The organism is Kineococcus xinjiangensis, from assembly GCF_002934625.1.
Taxonomy (GTDB): domain Bacteria; phylum Actinomycetota; class Actinomycetes; order Actinomycetales; family Kineococcaceae; genus Kineococcus_A; species Kineococcus_A xinjiangensis.
On sequence record NZ_PTJD01000017.1, the window covers coordinates 40,262 to 58,567 of the forward strand.

Consider the following 18,306-nt stretch of genomic DNA (forward strand, 5'->3'; position numbering starts at 1 on the left):
CCCCCGCGACCGCAGCCCCCACCGCAGCCACGATCCGGATGCCGTCGAAGGACACGCGGCTGTGCATCTCCCTCGCCGCGCGGCCCAGCAACCTCGGCACCAGGTTCCACAACTTCCTCTACGCCGAACTCGGCCTGGACTTCCTCTACAAGGCGTTCACGACGAGCGACCTGACGGCGGCGGTCGCGGGGGTGCGGGCCCTGGGGATCCGCGGGTGCAGCGTCTCCATGCCCTTCAAGGAGGACTGCCTGGCGCTGGTGGACACCGTCGAGCGCTCCGCGGAGGTCATCCGCTCGGTCAACACGATCGTCAACGACGACGGCCACCTCACCGCCTCCAACACCGACTACGTGGCCGTGGCGCAACTCCTGCGGGAGCACGGGGTTGCGCAGGACTCCGACTTCGCGGTCTGCGGCAGCGGAGGGATGGCCAAGGCCGTCGTCGCGGCCCTGCGCGACGGCGGATTCGAACGGGGAACGGTGGTGGCGCGCAACGAGGCCACGGGCCGGGAACTGGCGGAGCGGTACGGCTACGCCTGGACCGCCTCCCTCGGAGCCGCGCGCCCGCGCCTCGTCGTCAACGCCACTCCGGTGGGGATGGCGGGCGGGGCGCACGACACAGCCGCGGCGGACGACCTGCCCGTGCCGGGCGAGGCCGTGGACGCGGCCGAGACGGTGTTCGAGGTGGTCGCGGTGCCGGCGGAGACGCCGCTGCTGCGCCGCGCCCGCGAGCGCGGCCTGCGGACCATCACGGGCGTGGAGGTGCAGGCCCTGCAGGCCGCCGCGCAGTTCGAGCGCTACACCGGGGTCCGGCCCACCACGGAGCAGGTGCGGCGGGCGTCGGAGTTCGCCCGGTCCTGACACCGGCCGCGGCGGCCGCGCCACCGCCCGCCCGGCGCACCGGACGGGCGGAGCCGGCCGTCAGACCGGGTGGTGCACGTCGATGCCCTCCAGCGGGTGGTCCCACGCCTCCAGGTCGAACGCGGACTTCCAGAACAGCAGCTCGTAGCGGGTGGCGATGGCGAACGCCCGCCGCATGGCGGCCCGCTCCTTCGGGGAGGCGTCGAGCGCGGCGGCGTCGACGAGGTCGCGGGCGGTGCGCACGGCCTCCTGGAACTCCTCCGCGTCGTAGGTGGCGACCCAGCGGGCGTAGGGGTGGTCGCGGTTCGCGGCGAGGACGTCCTTCGCGGTGCGGGCCAGGCGGCTGCCGACCTCGGCGTAGACCCAGTAGCAGGGCAGGATCGCCGCGGCCGCCACCGGGTACGGCTCCGTGGCCGCGGCGGCGATGAGGTAGGAGACGTAGGCCAGGCACGCCGGGGAGTGCTCCGGGGTCTCGCTCGTGGCCGGGGGCAGGCCGCCGCCGGTGAGGAGGTCCTCGTGCAGGGCGGCCTCCACGACGGTGGTGGTGCGCGCGGAGCCCGCCCAGAACGCGACCGCCTCCGTCTCGGGGGCGCGCACCGCGAGCATCGCCAGCGCCTTGCCGTACCCGGCGAGGTAGAGCGCGTCCTGCTCCAGGTACTGCCGGAACGCCTCCGGCGCGAGGCTGCCCTCGCCGAGCTGGGTGAGGAACTCCAGGTCGTCGATGGCCGCGCGCAGGTCCGCGGTGGCCTCCCAGAGCTCGTCGGTGAAACGCCCGCCCATGTCCGCTCCTCGCGTCGTCCGCTGCTGTGGCTGCTGCTGTGGGGTGGTGCCCGCGCTCACGCCGGCCACCACGGGTGGAAGTGGTGCACGGGCCCGTGCCCGCCGCCGACGTGCAGGTCGCGGCCGGCGAGGAGGGCGGCGTGCAGGTAGTCGCGCGCCTCCGCCACGAGGCCGTGCCAGTCGCCGCCCGCCGGCGCTCCCCGCACCGCCGCGAGCGCGGCGATCGCCGAGGACAGCGTGCAGCCGGTGCCGTGGGTGTGCGGGGTGTCGATGCGCTCGCGCTGCAGCAGCCGGGTGCCGCCGGCGTCGACGAGCACGTCGGTGCTGGTGGTGCCGCCGAAGTGACCGCCCTTGAGCAGCACCGCCTTCGCGCCGCGCCGGTGCAGCTCCTCGGCCTGGGCGACGGCGGCCTCGGCGTGCGGGGCGGTCGGCTCCCCCAGCAGCACCGCGGCCTCGGGGGCGTTGGGGGTGACGAGGTCGGCCAGGGGCAGCAGCTCGCGCGCGATGACCTCGACAGCGTCGTCGTCGAGGAGGCGGTCCCCGCTGGTGGCGACCATGACGGGGTCCAGCACGACCGGCCCGGCCTGCGCGCGCCGCAGCACCTCCGCGACCGTGCGGGCCAGCGGCGCGCTGCCGAGCATGCCGATCTTGACGGCGCGCACGTCGAGGTCGTCGAGGAGGACGTCGAGCTGCTGCCGCAGGAACTCCGGCGGCACCGGGTGCACCCCGAAGACCCCGCGCGTGCTCTGCGCGGTGAGGGCGGTGAGGACGGCGGTGCCGTACGCGCCGAGCGCGCTGAACGCCTTCAGGTCGGCCTGGATCCCGGCGCCGCCGCTGGGGTCGCTGCCCGCGATCGTCAGGGCGATGGAGGCGGTCACCGGGCGGTTCCGGCCGGAGCGTGCGCGAGCATCGGTGACATCCCTTCGTCAGCATGACCTGCTTCAGGTTCGACGGGTGTGATCTCAGCCCAGCACCGGCGGACCGGCCGGGGCACCCCGTGTCAGGGCGCGAACGCTAGCACCACGCTCGTCGCGGGCCGGTGGAACGGTTTCAGCGGGGCCGTCGCGGGCATCCAGGGAGCAGGGCACCGCCGGTGCCGGCGAACGGAGGGCGCTGTGAGTCTGAACATGTCCGGGCGGACCGCCACGACGACCCCCCGGCGGACCGCCGGGCAGTGGATGTCGCTGGCCGTGGGTGCCACCTTCCTGCTCGTGGGGGTGGCGGGGTTCTTCGTCACCGGGTTCTCCGACTGGACCCGCCACGACCCGGACCAGCAGCTCCTCGGGTTCGCCGTGAACCCGCTGCACAACGTCCTGCACGTGCTCGTCGGCGTCCTGGGCCTGGTCGCGTGGGCTCGCCGGGGCCTGGCCCGGTGGTTCGGGGTGCTGCTGTTCGTGGGCTACGGCGCGCTGATGTTCCACGGCATCGCCACCCGCGACGACCCCGCGGCGGACGTCCTCAACCTCAACCAGGCGGACGACGTGCTGCACGGCGTCACGGCGGCGCTGGGTCTGATCATCGCGCTGGTGCCGACGAAGACCCCGGTGCGCCCCTCCACCGCGCAGCTGGACTGAGCCGGCCGGATGCCGGGCCCGGTGTGACAGCCCGCCTGGGGGCAGACCGGAACACGCCGCTCCGCGCCGGGCGACGCACCGGGGCCGTGGCCCGGCCCGCAGGCCGGCTGTCGGGCCGGGACGCCCGCCGACGGTGAGTGGTCACCGGCGGAGGCTCAGCGCGGCGGCACGGCCACCTGCATCGCCTGCAGGTCGGCGCCCACCCGCAGGCCCTGCTGGGTGACCGTGACGGTCCGGGGGCGCACCTCCGGCGGCAGTCCGCGCAGCTCGACCGGCACCCCGTCGAGGGGCGACTCGATGCCGAAGCGGTCCGCCACGCGGCGCAGGGCGTCCAGGTCGAGCTCCCGGCCGGGCACCGACGCCGCCGTGGGGGTGAGCACGAGGGTCGAGCCGTCCAGCTCCACGGCGAGGACGACGGAGAGGCTCTGCTCGCGGCCGAGGACGGTGAACTCGCCGGTGACCTCCACCTCGGAACCCGCCTGGGAGATGGCGACCTTCCGCCAGTCGCGCTCCACCCGTTCCTCCAGCGAGGAGTACGGCACGAGGGCGCGCGCGCTGCCGCCGGCGGCGCTGATGGCGCCGCCGCGCCCGAGCAGGACGTCGCGCTCCACCTGCACGTCCTCGAGGCGGACGCTGACGTCCCGGCCGGTGATGCCCTCCCGCTCCGCCTCGGCGGCGGTGACGGTGATGAAGTCGAACGATCCGCGGGCCGCCTGCCACAGGAAGGAGCCACCGGGGAAGACGACCTCGGGGGCGCTCGGGAGCCCGGCTTCGCGCTGCACCTCGGCGGCCACCGCCTCGGCAGCGCGGGTGCGGGCGATCCGGTCCGCGACCACCGCCCCGACCACGAGGACTGCGAGCAGCACGAGCCCGACGGTCCACCCGATGCGCCCTCGACGTCCCACGCGATCTCCCTCCGACGGCCCCATGCTCGCCCAGGAACCCCGGGAGCGCCCCCGGGCGCCTGCGCAGCACGGCCCGGCGCTTCGTTCGCCCGGGGCGCAAGCATCACCACCCGTTCGGACCTGCCTACGCTGGGTGTCCATCTCCGGGGGATGAGAGCCTTCTCATGTCGTTCTCACGGAGGTCTCCGGCTCGATGGGGAGCTAGAGGACATGAGGAACTCGATGAAGCTGAGCCTGGTGGGTGCCGCGGCGGTCGCGCTGACCGCGGCGGGTGTGGGTGCGACGTGGGGTGATCCCCCGGACGTCGACCTCGGTGGCCCGGTGGTCATGAGCGGCGTCTCGACGACCCCGTCGACCACCGAGGTGGCGCCGCCGGACGAGGGCCCGGAGGAGGTGCCCGCGAGCCCGCCGGAGGAGCTCGAGGGCGCGGCGCCGGAGCCGACCCCGACGGAGAGCCCGACGGAGAGCCCCGCGGAAAGCCCCGCGCCCACGGACCCGCCGACGACGGCGGATCCGGACGGGACGTCGGGCGAGGCCCCCGACGAGACGACCGACGAGACCACCGACGGCCCGCCCGAGGGCAGGCCCGTCGGCCCGCCGGCCCACGTGCCGGTCGGCCCGCCCGAGGGCAGGCCCGCGCACGGCCACGGCCACGGCCACGGCCACGGCCACGGAGAGGGCGACGCCCGGCACGGCGGGAAGCACGAGGCGCGCCAGCAGGCCGGGCAGCAGTCCCGGCAGGACGCCGAGCCGCAGGCCCGCGCCGAGGAGCCGCGGACGGGCTCCGGCGCTCCGGCGGCACGCCGCGACGACCGGGGGCAGCACCGCCCGGACCGCGGCGAGGCAGCACGCGGGGATCGCCCCGGCGACGCGACCGAGAGCCGTGGGGGCGGCTCCGGCAACGGCTCCGCGGGCAAGGGCGGAGGTCCCCGGGAGCGATGACCGTCGAGCCCCTGCGCAGGCGGGCGCACGTGGTGGGGGCGGCACCGGCCGCCCCACCACCACCTGCTCCCGCCCGACCGCTCGGGGGCGCGCCGTGGGGGCGGCTGCGCGACGTGGCGGCGGGCGGGCGCGAGGTGGCGCGGCGCGCGCGGCGCGGGGTCCGGACGGTGCGCGTCAAGGTGCTGCTGGCGGTCGTCCTGACGGCGGCGGCGGGCACGGCGATGGAGGGGACCGTGTCACACGTCGTCCAGGTCGACGCCGCCGAGCGGAGGATGGACGCCTCCCTGCACCAGGAGGTGGAACAGCTGCGGACGCTGGCCCGCACCGGCGTGGACCCGGCCACCGGGGCCGGGTTCACGTCGGTGGACCAGCTGCTGCGGGCGACGGTGAGCGGGCACGTCGCCGAGGAGGGCGAGACGCGCCTGGCGGTGCTCGACGGGGTGCCCGCCTACCGCCCCGCCGGTCCCCGGCCGGTGGAGCTCGAGGAGGAGCCCGCCGTGATGCGGGTCGCGCGCTCCCTGCGCGCCGACTCCCCCGCCGCGCTGCGCACCGTGCCCAGCTCGGCGGGGGACCTGCGCCTGGCCGCGGTCCCGGTGACGCTGCCGGGGTCGTCGCAGCTGGGGGTGCTGGTCGTCACCCAGAGCGTCGACGTGCAGCTGCGCGGTGTCCGCGAGGGCTCCCGCACGTTCGCCACCGTCGCCCTCGGGGTGCTGCTGCTCGTCGCCCTCGTCGGCTGGGGCGTGACCGGGCACCTGCTGCGCCCGCTGCAGCGGCTGCGGGCGACGACGCAGGCCGTGGGGGCCGACGCCCTGACGGGCCGGACCGCGGCGCGCAGCCCCGTGCGGGGCGACGACGACGTCGCGGACCTCGCACGCAGCTTCAACGGGATGCTCGACCGCCTGGAGGAGGCCTTCACCACCCAGCGGCAGTTCCTGCAGGACGCCGGCCACGAGCTGCGCACGCCCCTGACGATCATCCGGGGGCACCTGGAGGTGATGGATCCCGCCGCCGCGGACGACGTCCGCGAGACCCGGGACCTGGTGCTGGACGAGGTGGAGCGCGTCAGCCGCCTCGTGGACGACCTGTCCGTGCTGGCCTCCGCGCGCCGGCCGGACTTCCTCGCGCCGCGCACGGTCGACGCGGGGCGGCTGCTGGAGGAGACGTTCGAGAAGGCGCTCGCCCTGGGGCGGCGGCGCTGGCTGGTCGACGCCCGGCCGGAGGTCCTGCTGCGGGCGGACCCGCAGCGGCTGGCGCAGGCGCTGCTGCAGCTGGCGTCCAACGCGGTGAGCTTCACCGACCCGGGTGACGTGGTGGCCCTGGGCGGCGCGGTGCGGGGCGGCGCGCTGGAGCTGTGGGTGCGCGACTGCGGCCCCGGGGTGGCGCCGGAGGACGCCGGGCGGATCTTCGAGCGGTTCGGCCGCTCCCGCGCCGGGCGCGCGGGTGAGGGTTCCGGGCTCGGCCTGGCGATCGTGTCCTCCATCGCCGAGGCGCACGGCGGCCGGGTGCGGCTGAGCAGCCGCCCGGGTGCGGGCGCCACCTTCACCCTCGTCCTCCCCCTGGACCCGGGCGTCGACGCCCCCGTCGGCGGGGAGGCGCGGTGACCAGCGTGCTCATCGCGGAGGACGAGGCGCGCATCGCCTCCTTCCTCGAGAAGGGGCTGCGGGCCAGCGGGTTCGCGACGACCGTCGCACCCACGGGCCGGCGCGCGCTGGACCTGCTGGCGGGGGGCGACTTCGACGTCGTCATCCTGGACCTGGGCCTGCCGGAGGTGGACGGGTTCACGGTGCTGCGCAGGCTGCGGCAGTCCCGCAACGACGTGCCCGTCGTCGTCCTCACCGCCCGCCACGAGGTGGCGGACGCGGTGGGGGCGCTGGAGGGCGGGGCCGACGACTACGTGACGAAGCCGTTCCGCTTCGAGGAGCTCCTGGCCCGGCTGCGGTTGCGGCTGCGCGAGCGCCGCGCCCCCGAGGCCACGGTGCTCAGCGCGGGCGACCTGCACCTGGACCTGCGGACCCGCTCGGCGAGCGTCGCGGGGCGGGACGTGGACCTGTCGGCGCGGGAGTTCGCCCTCGCCGAGACGTTCCTGCGCCATCCCGGGCAGGTCCTGACCCGGGAGCAGCTGCTGAGCGCCGTGTGGGGCTACGACTTCGACCCCGGCTCGAACGTGGTGGACGTCTACGTCCGCTACCTGCGCCGCAAGCTGGGTGCGGAACGGGTGGAGACGGTGCGCGGGATGGGCTACCGGCTGCGCCCCGGCTGAGCACCCCGGGTGAGCGTCCCGGCTGACGTGCGGCCACCGTGCCGGCCGGGGGTGGGACGGTGGTGCCGTGCGCGCCAGCCGGCTGCTGACCATGACGATGCTGCTGCAGACCCGGCAGCGGATGACGGCGCGCGAGCTCGCGGAGCACCTGGAGGTCTCCGAGCGCACGGTGCAGCGCGACGTCGAGGCGCTGCAGGCTGCGGGGATCCCGGTGGTCTCGACGCGGGGCGTCGCGGGCGGCTACCGCCTCGCACCGGGGTACCGCACGAGGCTGAGCGGGCTGTCCCCGCGGGAGGCGGAGGCGGTGGCGTTCCTCGGGCTGGCCGGCCCGGCCGGGGAGCTGGGGCTGGCCGACGTGCTGGGCGGCGCGCGGCTGAAGGTGCTGGCGGGGCTGACGGCGGAGGGGCGGGAACGGGCCGAGCGGGTCTCGGGGCGGTTCCTGCTGGACACCGACCGGTGGTTCGGCAGCCCGGAGCCGACGCCGGCGCTGGGGACGCTGGCGGAGGCGCTGTGGGAGGACCGCCGGGTGCGGGTGCGCCACCACCGCCGTGGGGAGGTCGTGGAGCGGGTGCTGGATCCGCTGGGCCTGGTCCTGAAGTCGGAGTGGTACCTGCTGGCGCTGCGCGACGGCCAGCAGCGCACCTACCGGGTGTCACGGCTGGAGGCGGTGGAGGTGCTGGCGGAGCGGGTGCGGCGCCCGGCGGGCTTCGACCTGGAGGGGGCGTGGCGGGCGCACCGCGCGGAGCTGGAGCGGCGGCGGGTGCGGGTCCGGGTGCGGGTGCGGGCCGATCCGGAGCTGCTGCCGTCGCTGCGGCGGGTGAGCGCGGCCGCGGCGCAGGCGGAGGTGCCGGTGCTGGCGGAGGACCTGCCCCGCGACGGGGACGGCCGGGTGGTGGTGGAGGTCGGCTTCGACGGGGAGCGGTGGGCGGTGATGGCTCTGCTGGGCCTCGGCGCGGGGGTGGAGGTGCTGGACCCGCCGCACCTGCGGGGGCAGCTGGCCGCGGAGGTCGCCGCCCTCGCCGCCCTGTACGCGGGGTCCGGCGAAGTCGTCGCGAATCACGACAGGATCTGACGGGAAGGGCTCCTAGCGTGGGCCGCACCGGCCGCCCGGCCGGCGAACCCACCGACGTTGGAGGAGCCATGACCCAGACCCAGGGCGCTCAGGACCTGTCCGTCAGCACCTCGCAGGCGCCGGACCCGCGCCCGCTCGCCGTGCTCGCCGTCGAGACCCTCGTGCGGGTGGTGCGGCAGGTCCCGGACCCCGCGTGGGACCGCAGCACCGCCCCGCACGTGACGACGATGGACCCGTCCCGGGACCGGACGCTTCGGGAGATCCTGAGCTACCACGCCTACGACGACGCGTGGATCCCGGACATGCTCGCTGGGCGCACGATGGCGGAGGCCGGGGAGGACGTCCACGGCGCCGACCCCTTCGACCGCGACCGGCTGGGCGAGGACCCGGCCGGACGCTTCGCGGAGATCGCCGCCACCGGCGTCGCCGCGATCCGCGACCTCGACGACCTCACCCGCACCGTGCACTGCTCCTTCGGGGACTTCTCCGCCGGGGACTACCTGTGGCAGGTCGTCACGTTCCGAGCGCTGCGGGCCGTGGAGATCGCCCGGCTGGTCGGCGCCGACGACCGGCTCCCGGCGGAGCTGGTGGCGGGGATGCTCGCCTACTTCGAGGTGCACGCGGAGCAGTGGCGGCAGTGGGGCGTCTTCGGCCCGGCGGTCGAGGCCCCGGCCGACGCGGACCCGCAGGAACGGCTGCTGGCGCTGACGGGGCGCGCACCCCGCTGAGGCGTCCCGTCCGGACTCGCTGGCCGCGCCTCCCGTCCGGCCTCCGCTGGCCGCGCCTCCCGTCCGGCCCCCGCTGGGCGGGGACGTTCGGCACGCGACACACAGGCGTGTCGCGGCCGGACGTCCCCGCCCCGGCCCGGTCCCGCTCCCGTGGGGCCCCGGGGCGGGAACGCATCGGCAGCCCCGTAGGTTGTCCCCACCATGACGACCAAGGCCCTGACACTGGAGACGCACGACGAGACCGTGCGCGACGGCATCGTGCTCATCGACTTCTGGGCTTCGTGGTGCGGGCCCTGCCGGCAGTTCGCGCCCGTCTTCGAGCAGGCGTCGGAGACCCACCCGGACATCACGTTCGCCAAGGTGGACACCGAGGACCAGCAGGAGCTCGCGGCGCGCTACAGCATCACGTCGATCCCGACGCTGGTCGCCTACCGCGACGGCATCCCCGTCTTCGGCCAGCCCGGCGCCCTCCCCGCCCCGGCGCTGGAGGAGCTCATCACCGCGGTCCGCAGCCTCGACATGGAGCAGGTCCGCGCCCAGTACATCCAGGCGCAGCAGCAGGCCGCGGTGCAGCGCGCGGCCGCCCAGCAGCCGATGCGCGCCCCCGGCGTGCGCGCGGGGACGGACCCGGCGGTCTTCTGACCCCCGGGCGCCCCACCCCTGCCCGGCTGCGCGCCGGTCAGCGGGCCCCGGTCTCGCGGAGCCGCTCCGCGAGACCGGTCAGCCCGTCGGCGACGACGTCGGCGTGGCGCATGTGCGCCGGGTAGGGCGCGCCGTTCCGGTCGATCCAGGCGGTGGACATGCCCGCCCGCTCCGCCCCGTCGATGTCCCAGGGGTGCACGGCCACGAGCATGCACTCGGCGGGCGTGACCCCGCAGGTGGCGGCGGCGTACTCGTAGGCGCGCAGCGTCGGCTTCCACGTGCCCGCGCTCTCCACGGACAGCAGGTGCTCGAACTCGTCCCGCAGGCCGGCGCGCTCCAGCAGCCCCTCCGTGATGGACGTGCTGCCGTTGGTCAGGGTCACCAGCCGCAGCCCCTGGGCGCGCAGGGCGCGGACGCCCTCGGGCACGTCGGGGTGGACGCTCAGCTGCTGGAAGCCGGACATCACGTGCTCCACGGCCTCGTCGACGCCGACGCCGAGGTCCACGCCGTGCAGCACGCCGCGCAGGACCGACTCCCCGATGACGGCGAACGGCACAGCCGTGCCGGCGGCCGCCAGCGCGAAGCCGTCGCGCAGCAGCGAGGCGAACCAGGTGGTGGCGAGGTGGCCCGGAGCTCCGACGTCGGCGAAGCGACCGGCCATCGGGGCCATGTCCGACAGTGTCTCGTTGACGTCGAAGACCAGCACGCTGGGGCGGGGCACGTCAGCATCCATGCCGCTGCAGTGCCCACCCGCGCCGCCGCCATGCGGATCAGCTCGCCCCGGGCCCGCCGCCCCGTGCTCACGGGCTCGGCGCGAGGCGGGACGGGCGGTGCCGTGAGAACGTGAGCCTCAGCGCTGAAGGTTCGCCGCCCGGCTGCCGATGACGGAGAACGTGACAGCTCTGGTGGAGGCCTCCGTGAAGTACCGCCTGGTGACCCGAAGTGACTTCGACGGGCTGGTGTGCGCCGTGCTGCTGCGGCACCTCGACCTGATCGACGAGATCACCTTCGTCCACCCCAAGGACGTCCAGGACGGCGTGGTGGAGGTCAGCGACCGCGACATCCTCACCAACCTCCCCTACGCCCCCGCCGCGCACCTGGTCTTCGACCACCACCACTCCGAGACCCTGCGCACCGGCGGCGAGAAGACCAACCACGTCATCGACGCCGACGCCCCCTCGGCCGCGCGCGTCGTCTACGACTACTACGGGGGCGCGGCGCGCTTCCCGAAGGTGTCCGAGGAGCTCATGCGGGCCGTCGACCAGGGCGACTCCGCGGCGTACTCGGAGGAGGAGATCCTCAACCCCGAGGGCTGGACCCTCATGAACTTCCTCATGGACAGCCGCACCGGCCTCGGCCGCTTCCGCGACTTCCGGATCTCCAACTACCAGCTGATGATGCAGCTCATCGACGCCTGCATCGAGCACGACGACGTGACGGGCATCCTCGCCCTGCCCGACGTCGCCGAGCGCGTCGAGCTGTACAACGCCCAGTCCGAGCAGTTCGTGGAGCAGCTCAAGCGGGTCACCACCCTGCACGGCGACGTCGTCGTCGTCGACCTGCGCGACGAGGAGACCATCCACGCCGGCAACCGGTTCATGGTCTACGCCCTCTACCCGCAGGCCCGCGTCTCCGTGCACGTCATCTGGGGCCGCGCCAAGCAGAACACCGTCTTCGCCATCGGGAAGTCGATCATCGACCGCAGCTCCCCCGTCGACATCGGCTCCGTGTGCCTGCGCTACGGCGGCGGCGGCCACCTCGCCGCCGGCACCTGCCAGGTCTCCCACGAGATCTCCGAGCAGGTCATGGGCGAGATCATCGAGTCGGTCCGCACCCCCCGCTGACCCCACCCGCAGCGCCGGCACCTCCCGAGGAGGTGCCGGCGCTGTGGTGTTGGTGGGGGGCTGTGGGCGGCGGGCCGTCGGCGGCTTGCTGTCGGCGCTCAGGCGGGGGCGGCGGGCCGTGGCGGCGGGAGGCCGCGGCGGTAGGCTCCCCGCGGGACGGCGGGAACCACCTCCGGCGCCCCGGGCCTCTAGCTCAACTGGCAGAGCAGCGGACTTTTAATCCGCGGGTTGTGGGTTCGAGTCCCACGGGGCCTACCGGCTTGACCCTCCCCCGCCCCGGATCGCCAGCAACGCGCAGTCGTCGTCCGGGTGCGCGCCGACGAGCGCCACCACGAGCTCGTCCAGCAGCTCGTCGAGCCCCTTCCCCGCGAGGCGGCTGAGGACGTCCCGCAGTTCCTCGATGCCGTCGGTGAGGCTGCGCCCGCGGCGTTCGACGAGCCCGTCGGTGTAGAGCAGCACGGTGGCGCCGGCGGGCAGGTCGAGGTCGTGGTCGCTGCGGGTGCTGCCGGTGAGCAGCCCGATGAGCAGTTCGGGTTCGGTCTCGAGCAGTTCGGTGCTGCCGTCGGGGCGCAGCAGGAGCGGCGGCGGGTGCCCAGCGTTGGTCCAGCGCAGCCGGAACCCGCTGCCGGGGCCGGCCTCGGCAGCAGCGGGGGGCTCGGCAGCAGCAAGGGGCTCGGCCCGCAGGACGACGAGCGTCACGAGGACGTCGAGGTCGAGGCTGACCATGGCCCGTTCGAGGCGGTGCACGAGGTCGCCGGGCCCCTCGTCGCGGTCGACGGCGAAGGCGCGGAGGAGGCCGCGGACCTGGCCCATCGCGGCGGCGGCCGCCATGTCGTGACCGGCGACGTCGCCGATGACGCAGGCGGCGCTGCCGTCGGGCAGGCGGACGACGTCGTACCAGTCGCCGCCGACCTCCTCGCCGTAGGCGGCGGGGACGTAGCGGGCGCTGAGCTCCAGCCCGTCCACGACGGGCAGGTGCGTGAGGAGGGAGCGCTGCAGCGTCTCGGCGGAGGAGCGGCGCTGCTCGATCATCTGGATGCGGGCAACGGCCTGGGCGATGAATCCGCCGAGGGCCTGCATCACGTCGTGCTCGAGGCGGCCGAGGGGGCGCGGCTCGCGCCAGGCGACGTCGAGGACACCGACGACGCTGCCGGCGGTCACGAGCGGCACGTGGGCGGTGGTCTCCAGCCCCGCCGCGACCAGTTCGTCGCGGGAGGTGGGGTGGGCGTGGACGGCGTCGGCGAGGCGGGCGAAGACGACGGGGCGCCGGGTGCGGACGGCGTCGGCCACCGGGGAGGGCACCGCGAGGGGGACCTGCCGGCCGGGGCGGGGCGGGTCCTCGGGCAGCCCGTCGGGGTCGAGGTACTGGAGGTGGTCGCCGTCGGGTTCGCTGAGGCCGACGGCGGCGTGGTCGGCGTCGAGGGCCGCGCGTGCGACCTCGGGCACCTGCTCGGCCAGCGCGCCGAGGGTCTCGGTGCGGGAGAGCACGTCCGAGAGCCGCAGCAGCGCCGCCACCGAACGCGGCTGCAGGCCGGACCGCAGGTCCGACGCCAGTTCCTCGACGTCCTCCTGCAGGCGGTCTGCGCTGCCCTGCTGCTCCACGCTCACGGGAGGGCGGTCTTCCGGGCCGCGCGGGGTGCGGCGCGGTCCGCGGTCAGGTCGCGCACCGGCCGCTACACCAGCCCGTTGAGCCCGACGATCGCCTCGGTGAGCATCTGGTCGTGCTGCTGCTCGCTGAGGGAGCCCTCGACGAGGCGGTGGTCGAGGATGCGGCGCACGAGCTCGGTGGCGTCGTCCCGCGCGACGGTCAGGCCGCGCTCGCCCACGGGCGGGTAGACGGCGAGGGCGCGCCCGTCACCGTGGCCGGCGCCCGCCAGCCCGGGCCCGCCCTCGGTGCCGGCGGTCAGCCGGTGGACGTCGGCGGGGTCCATGGCCAGGACCATCCGGGCGATGCGGTCGAGGTCGTAGACGTCGGGCTGCTCGTCGGACATGTCCACAATCCTGGCACCGCGGGCAGCCCGGCGCCTGGGGGGGAGGCGCAGCCCGCCCCGCGCGGTCCCGCGGGCCCCGCCCCGCGCGCGGTTCGGGAATGTCGAACCCGGTCCCTTGCCCGTCCCGCGACCCCCTCCTACGGTCCGTTGCTCCAGGACACGTCGAGGTGCCCTGCGGCGGGACATCCGCCGACGGAGGACGGACAGGAGCCACCCATGCCCCCGGCCCACCCCAGCCCCGCACGCCGCCCCGCCCTCGCGCCGGGCCGCGCGCTGCGCGGAGCCACCGCCCTCGCCTGCGCGGCGCTGCTCGCCGCGAGCGTTCCCGCCCAGGCCGCGCCGGGAGCGGCGGGAGCAGGTGGCGGCGCGCAGGACCCCGCCGCCGCGAACCCGGCGGCCGTCCCCGCGCTCCCGGAGGTGACCGGCCCGCTGCCGGTGACGGCCACGTCGCACCCCTTCGGCGGTGCGCTGCACCAGCGCATCCCGCAGGACCTGCGCCGCTCCGGCTACGTCGAGGAGGAGTTCCTCGTCAGCGGCCGTGCCAACGTCTACGACTGGCCGCAGCCGGGGCCCGCCGTGGTCCGCACCGAGGACGCGCCCTACACGACCCGCATCCTCGTGCGCCGCCCCGCGGACCGCGCCGACTTCAGCGGCAACGTGGTCGTGGAGGTGCTCAACCCCTCCAACCTCTTCGACCTCAACATCGGCTGGGCGCTGAGCGGCCCGCAGATGATGCGCGACGGCGACGTGTGGGTCGGCATCACCGGCAAGCCCGTCGCCATCGAGGCGCTGAAGACCTTCGACCCCGAGCGCTACGGCTCCCTGTCCTTCGCGAACCCCCTGCCGCTGGACGACCCGCGCAACTGCACCGACCTGCAGACCCTCATCCGCGGCGACAGCAAGCGCACCACGGAGAACGGCCTCGTCTGGGACGTCAACAGCCAGGTCGCGGCATGGCTGCGCAGCGACGCGCCGTCCAACCCGCTGCGCTACGGAACCCCCGCGGGCGGGCGGTCCCCCGTCGAGAAGCTCTACGCGTTCGGCTACTCCCAGACGGGCGGCTTCCTCTACACCTACGTCAACGCCATCGCGCCGCTCGACGTGCGCCGCTACGGCCGGCACCTGTTCGACGGCTACGTCATCGGGGTGGCCGGCGGCGCCTTCGCGGGGGCGTCGTCCATCAACCAGTGCTCCCCGCGCCCGGCCGCGGACGACCCGCGCAACCAGATCCGCGACGCGGGCGTGCCGGTCATCCACGTCATGTCCCAGTCGGACTTCCTGCTGGGCATCGCCTCCCGCCGCGAGGACGGGAACTCGCCGCGCGACCCGTTCCGCCACTACGAGGTGCCCGGCATGGGGCACGCCACCCCGGAGGAGCTGCACTACTCCGCGGCGCCGGAGGACATCGTGAAGGCGGGGCGCACCATCCCGGCGATGAGCTGCGCCGACGGCCCCCGCAGCCGCTTCCCGTCCTCGCTGGTGTTCGACGCCGCGCTGCGCAACCTGGACCGGTGGTCGCGCGACCGGGTGGCGCCCCCGCGCGGCACCGTCATCGACGTGCGCGACGCCGAGCCGGTCGCCGACGAGTTCGGCAACCTCGTCGGCGGCTACCGCACCCCCTACGTCGACGTGCCGACCAGCACCTGGCACGGCCGTTCCGCGGGCGGGGGGTTCTGCTTCATCGCCGGGCACGAGGACCCGTTCGACGAGGAGCGGCTGCGGGCGCTGTACCCGAGCCACGACGCCTACGTCGACGCGGTGCGCCGCGACACCCGCCGGCTCGTGGCCCGGCGCTACCTCACCGCGGAGGACGGCCGGGCCGTGGTCGAGCAGGCGGAGGCCTCCGGGGTTCCGGGCTCCCCCGTCTACCACCCCCTGACCCCCTGAGGCGCCGCGAGCACGGGGGCACCGCCGCCCGCGACGCCTCAGCGGGCGGCGGTCCCCCGGCGCAGCGTCGCCGCGATGCAGGCCCCCACCGCGCCGGGCACGGCGATGTAGGAGACGAGCAGCGCGGTGCCCAGCACGGTCGGCTCCAGCCAGCCGTTCACCAGGAGGGCGGCGGCCGTGACGGCGTAGACGACGTTGATGACGAGCAGCGTGGACAGCCGCCCGGTGCGGGCGGTGCGGCCGCGCCCGGTCTGCAGCGCCCGCACCGCGTACGGCAGCAGCCCCACCGAGGCGGCGAGGTGCAGCTCGGGCGGCAGGCCCGTCCACTGCGCCTGCAGGTGCCCGGTGAGCAGGCCGCCGAGGCCGAGGACGGTGGCGAGCGCGCCGTCGCCGAGCAGCGCCCAGCGGACGCGCTGGTCGAGGGCGACGACGGGCTCCGCCGCCGGCGGCGACAGCACGGGGGACGTGGTGTGCGTGCTCATGGCTCCTCCTGGGGTGGTGTGGGGAGCGCCAGGCTGGCAGCGGCGGAGCTCGTGAGTCGATGACCTCGCAGGTCATGGCCGCCGTGTGCGGCTGCCCGTACCGTGGACGGATGCGCGTGGACCGCAGCGACGGGCCCGCGGCCCCGCCCACCCTCCCGGCGCCGCGGCCGGCCGCGGCCGAGCGCCCGCCCGGCGTGGGGGACCTGCTGCGCGAGTGGCGGCGGCGGCGCGGCCTGAGCCAGCTCGCCCTGTCCGAGCGCACGGGCATCTCCACCCGGCACCTTTCCTACGTGGAGAACGGCCGCGCGGGCGCGAGCCGGGACCTGGTGCGCCGCCTCGCCGACGGCCTGGACCTGCCGGACGCGGCGCACGACGCCCTCCTCGTCGCCGCCGGGTTCGTGGTGCACCCCGACCCGGGCCCCGCCCCGGACCGGCGGGAACTGCAGGCCGTCGTGGACGCCCACCTGCCGGTGCCCGCCCTGGTGTTCGACGAGGACTGGAACCTCGTCGCGGCCAACGCCCCCGTGCGGGAACTGCTCGAAGGGCTTCCCGAGCGCCTGCGCCGGGAACCCGTGAACATGCTGCGGCTCACCCTGGACCCCGACGGCCTCGCCCCGTCGATCGAGGACCTGCCGCGGGTACGGGCGGCGCTGCTGGCCCGCGTGGACGCGCAGTTGCGGCAGCGCGCGCGGCCGGTGCTCGCCGCGGTGCGGGCGGAGGTGGGCGCGACCGGGGTGGACGCGCCGCCGGCGAGCGCGCCCGAGCCCGCGGCCGGGCCGGGCGGGGTGCTCATCCCCCTCGTCCTGCAGACCCCGCGAGGCGTCGTCCGGCTGGTGAGCACCACCACGCTGCTGGCCCTGCCCTCGGGCGCGGGCGGCCCCGTGCTGGCGCTGGAGACGTTCAGCCCCGCCGACGCCGCCAGCGCCGCACTGCTGGCGGAGCCGGGCTGACCCGTCGCCGCACCACGCTCTCGCCCCCCACCCGCCCGTCGGCGGGGACGTTGCGCCGACGACACGCCGGTGTCATCCGGCCGAACGTCCCCGCACCCCGCCCCGACCAACCCGCCGGGCCGGGCCGCCGCGCATCACCAGGGCAGGTAGTACGTGAGCAGGTCGGCCGACAGTGGCGGGAAGAGCGCGTCGAACAGTTCCGCGTCCGGGCCGGGGTAGACGTCGGGGCGCCGGCGCGCCAGTCCGTGCATGCCCAGCGGCCCGAGCAGCAGGGCGGGCAACTGGTCCGGCGCGACCCCCGCACCGCCCGCCGCGCCCGGCGACTGCAGGCGCCCACCCGCCCGGACCGGGCCGAGGCCACCGGGTTCCACCGCCATCCGGTAGGAGGCGCGGAACGTGGAGAGCAGGACGTCACCGGTGCGGTCCAGTCCCGCCGCCACCAGGCGCCGGTGCAGCACCGGGCGCAGGGCGTCCAGCACCGGCGCGGGATCCGCGATGCGGGCGTAGTACTGCTCCGCCAGGTCGTCCGGCGCGGCCAGCAGGTGCTCCCACGCGGTGCCGGTGGCGGTGCCGGGGCGGTGGACCGCGGTGAGGGCCTCGCCGGGGAACTGCGCGGCGAGCGCCCGCAGCAGGTCCTCCGCCGCCGCCCGGTCCAGGGCGGCGGGCTCCGCGACGAGCACGCCGTCGTCGGGGTCGCCGGTGCGCGCGGAGGCGACGACGGCCCCGTCGCGCTCCAGCACCCACGTCGTGCTGGTGTCGTGGGCCAGCAGCCAGCGCCGGCGGGGCGCGGAGTGCGGGACGGCGACGTCGAAACCCGCCTGGGCCGACTCCTGCAGGCTCGCCAGCGCGGGCACGTCCCGCTCCCCCGCCCTGCGCAGCAGCGGTTCCGCCGCGGCGGGCGGCGGCTCCCGGAACTCCCGGGCCCGCGGGACGTCCACGGCGTACTCGTAGCCGAAGAGGCGGTAGAAGTACGGGATCCCGATCATGACCTGGAGCAGGTGCCCGCGCTCGGCGGAGCGCTCGTGCAGCCAGCCCATCAGGGACCGCACCAGCCCGCGGCCCTCGTGGGACTCCGCCGTGGCGACGAGCTCGATCTGACCGGCGGGCAGGTGCACGTCGGCCACCCGGACCGTCTCGTCGAGCAGCAGGCCCGTGCAGATGACGCGGTCCCCGTCGGTGACGACGGCGCAGCTCCCCCAGCCGGCGGCGGGGTCCTCCACGACGAGCCGGTGGTCCGTCGCGTCGCCCGGCTCGCCGCGGGCCTCGAGCAGGGCGCCGACCTGCTCCAGGTCAGCCGGCCGCCCCGCGCGCAGCTCGAGGCCGCCGCCGAGGTGCACGACCGGGGTGCTCGTCGTCGAGGCGGTCACGGGGCCACGCTCGCGCAACGGC

At 75.9% G+C, this 18,306-nt stretch carries 19 protein-coding genes, 1 tRNA gene and 1 riboswitch; of the genes, 12 read left to right on the forward strand and 8 right to left on the reverse strand.

Going from position 1 to position 18,306, the window contains the following annotated elements; translation table 11 throughout:
* The first annotated feature begins 38 nt into the window (after nt 1–38).
* Complete coding sequence (locus tag CLV92_RS18615; protein ID WP_104435359.1) at nt 39–860, forward strand: shikimate 5-dehydrogenase; 822 nt, start codon at nt 39–41, stop codon at nt 858–860.
* A 60-nt stretch (nt 861–920) separates the two neighbouring features.
* Here CLV92_RS18615 and CLV92_RS18620 read toward each other — a convergent pair whose 3' ends face one another.
* Both CLV92_RS18620 and thiD read right to left on the reverse strand, forming a co-directional pair.
* The gene (locus CLV92_RS18620; RefSeq protein ID WP_104435273.1) at nt 921–1,640 is read right to left on the reverse strand and encodes a TenA family protein; all 720 of its coding nucleotides are present in this window, start codon (nt 1,638–1,640) and stop codon (nt 921–923) included.
* Between the two features lie 56 nt (nt 1,641–1,696).
* Nucleotides 1,697–2,518, reverse strand: coding sequence for a bifunctional hydroxymethylpyrimidine kinase/phosphomethylpyrimidine kinase (gene thiD / locus CLV92_RS18625; protein WP_104435275.1), 822 nt, complete (start codon nt 2,516–2,518; stop codon nt 1,697–1,699).
* Between the two features lie 23 nt (nt 2,519–2,541).
* A riboswitch (TPP riboswitch) is annotated at nt 2,542–2,648 on the reverse strand.
* Between the two features lie 107 nt (nt 2,649–2,755).
* Between thiD and CLV92_RS18630 the strand changes: the two genes are divergently transcribed.
* Nucleotides 2,756–3,214, forward strand: coding sequence for a DUF4383 domain-containing protein (locus tag CLV92_RS18630; protein WP_104435277.1), 459 nt, complete (start codon nt 2,756–2,758; stop codon nt 3,212–3,214).
* 155 nt (nt 3,215–3,369) lie between these two features.
* Here the strand turns inward: CLV92_RS18630 and CLV92_RS18635 are convergent, their stop codons facing one another.
* On the reverse strand, nt 3,370–4,080 hold the full coding sequence (locus CLV92_RS18635) for an LmeA family phospholipid-binding protein (protein ID WP_158257331.1): 711 nt from the start codon (nt 4,078–4,080) through the stop codon (nt 3,370–3,372).
* Between the two features lie 249 nt (nt 4,081–4,329).
* Here CLV92_RS18635 and CLV92_RS18640 point away from each other — a divergent pair, with 249 nt between their 5' ends.
* The 6 genes from CLV92_RS18640 (at nt 4,330) to trxA (ending at nt 9,763) form a co-directional block, all read left to right on the forward strand.
* Nucleotides 4,330–5,061 carry a hypothetical protein gene (locus CLV92_RS18640; RefSeq protein WP_146099649.1) on the forward strand — a complete coding sequence of 244 codons (732 nt, stop codon included), beginning with the start codon at nt 4,330–4,332 and terminating at the stop codon, nt 5,059–5,061.
* A complete protein-coding gene (locus tag CLV92_RS18645; RefSeq protein WP_104435282.1) occupies nt 5,058–6,662 on the forward strand; it encodes a sensor histidine kinase in 1,605 nt (534 codons plus the stop codon). Before CLV92_RS18640 ends, CLV92_RS18645 begins: the two co-directional genes overlap by 4 nt.
* A complete protein-coding gene (locus tag CLV92_RS18650) occupies nt 6,659–7,321 on the forward strand; it encodes a response regulator transcription factor (protein ID WP_104435284.1) in 663 nt (220 codons plus the stop codon). Before CLV92_RS18645 ends, CLV92_RS18650 begins: the two co-directional genes overlap by 4 nt.
* A gap of 67 nt (nt 7,322–7,388) precedes the next feature.
* Complete coding sequence (locus CLV92_RS18655) at nt 7,389–8,393, forward strand: helix-turn-helix transcriptional regulator (protein WP_104435286.1); 1,005 nt, start codon at nt 7,389–7,391, stop codon at nt 8,391–8,393.
* A gap of 68 nt (nt 8,394–8,461) precedes the next feature.
* Nucleotides 8,462–9,121: a DinB family protein gene (locus CLV92_RS18660; RefSeq protein ID WP_104435288.1), complete on the forward strand. Its 660-nt coding sequence runs from the start codon at nt 8,462–8,464 to the stop codon at nt 9,119–9,121.
* A 201-nt stretch (nt 9,122–9,322) separates the two neighbouring features.
* A complete protein-coding gene (gene trxA / locus CLV92_RS18665; RefSeq protein WP_104435290.1) occupies nt 9,323–9,763 on the forward strand; it encodes a thioredoxin in 441 nt (146 codons plus the stop codon).
* A gap of 37 nt (nt 9,764–9,800) precedes the next feature.
* Here the strand turns inward: trxA and CLV92_RS18670 are convergent, their stop codons facing one another.
* Entirely contained in the window at nt 9,801–10,484 is a 684-nt protein-coding gene (locus tag CLV92_RS18670; RefSeq protein WP_211291272.1) for a haloacid dehalogenase type II, read from the reverse strand.
* Between the two features lie 196 nt (nt 10,485–10,680).
* Here CLV92_RS18670 and CLV92_RS18675 point away from each other — a divergent pair, with 196 nt between their 5' ends.
* Nucleotides 10,681–11,607 (forward strand): DHH family phosphoesterase, encoded by a 927-nt coding sequence (locus tag CLV92_RS18675; protein WP_104435360.1) that lies wholly within the window; start codon nt 10,681–10,683, stop codon nt 11,605–11,607.
* Nucleotides 11,608–11,789: 182 nt separating this feature from the next.
* Nucleotides 11,790–11,862 (forward strand) — tRNA-Lys (locus tag CLV92_RS18680).
* Here the strand turns inward: CLV92_RS18680 and CLV92_RS18685 are convergent.
* Together CLV92_RS18685 and CLV92_RS18690 are read right to left on the reverse strand one after the other, a co-directional pair.
* Nucleotides 11,860–13,215, reverse strand: a complete 1,356-nt coding sequence (locus tag CLV92_RS18685; protein WP_104435293.1) for a PP2C family protein-serine/threonine phosphatase — start codon at nt 13,213–13,215, stop codon at nt 11,860–11,862. The genes CLV92_RS18680 and CLV92_RS18685 overlap by 3 nt on opposite strands.
* Before the next feature lie 65 nt (nt 13,216–13,280).
* Nucleotides 13,281–13,598 carry a hypothetical protein gene (locus CLV92_RS18690; RefSeq protein WP_104435294.1) on the reverse strand — a complete coding sequence of 106 codons (318 nt, stop codon included), beginning with the start codon at nt 13,596–13,598 and terminating at the stop codon, nt 13,281–13,283.
* A 216-nt stretch (nt 13,599–13,814) separates the two neighbouring features.
* Here CLV92_RS18690 and CLV92_RS18695 point away from each other — a divergent pair, with 216 nt between their 5' ends.
* Nucleotides 13,815–15,485, forward strand: coding sequence for an alpha/beta hydrolase domain-containing protein (locus CLV92_RS18695; protein WP_104435296.1), 1,671 nt, complete (start codon nt 13,815–13,817; stop codon nt 15,483–15,485).
* Between the two features lie 38 nt (nt 15,486–15,523).
* Here the strand turns inward: CLV92_RS18695 and CLV92_RS18700 are convergent, their stop codons facing one another.
* Nucleotides 15,524–15,967 carry a hypothetical protein gene (locus CLV92_RS18700; protein WP_104435297.1) on the reverse strand — a complete coding sequence of 148 codons (444 nt, stop codon included), beginning with the start codon at nt 15,965–15,967 and terminating at the stop codon, nt 15,524–15,526.
* A gap of 110 nt (nt 15,968–16,077) precedes the next feature.
* Between CLV92_RS18700 and CLV92_RS18705 the strand changes: the two genes are divergently transcribed.
* Nucleotides 16,078–16,917 (forward strand): helix-turn-helix domain-containing protein, encoded by an 840-nt coding sequence (locus CLV92_RS18705; protein ID WP_158257332.1) that lies wholly within the window; start codon nt 16,078–16,080, stop codon nt 16,915–16,917.
* Nucleotides 16,918–17,051: 134 nt separating this feature from the next.
* Here the strand turns inward: CLV92_RS18705 and CLV92_RS18710 are convergent, their stop codons facing one another.
* The gene (locus tag CLV92_RS18710) at nt 17,052–18,284 is read right to left on the reverse strand and encodes a GNAT family N-acetyltransferase (protein ID WP_211291273.1); all 1,233 of its coding nucleotides are present in this window, start codon (nt 18,282–18,284) and stop codon (nt 17,052–17,054) included.
* Between the last annotated feature and the right edge of the window lie 22 nt (nt 18,285–18,306).